This is a genomic window from Halocynthiibacter sp., from assembly GCF_049608145.1.
Classification (GTDB): Bacteria; Pseudomonadota; Alphaproteobacteria; order Rhodobacterales; family Rhodobacteraceae; genus Halocynthiibacter.
In genome coordinates, this window is record NZ_JBMYXF010000129.1 from 1 (window position 1) to 241 (window position 241).

Sequence of the window (241 nt, forward strand, 5' to 3'; positions counted from 1 at the left end):
CGTTCTAACGGCGGGCGTATGTTTGGAGGCCTTGCGGATCGTATCGCGCCGCAAGCGCAGCGAGGCCTCACCGCGCAGGATCGGCAGTGCCTCATCGGTCATGCGCAACGCACCGTGCCGCTCCGGATCAGGGCGCACCAGATCATACCCCATCATCTGACGAAACACCGCTTGCCATTCGCGTTTACCATACTCGGTTCCGACCCCAAACGTCGGCAAACCATCGTGACCGCGCGCGCGC

1 protein-coding gene is annotated in these 241 nt (G+C 63.5%); it reads right to left on the reverse strand.

What is annotated here, in order from left to right; all coding sequences use genetic code 11:
- On the reverse strand, nucleotides 1–241 hold a 241-nt coding region (locus ACPGUT_RS16160; protein WP_423993136.1), incomplete at both ends, for an RQC domain-containing protein.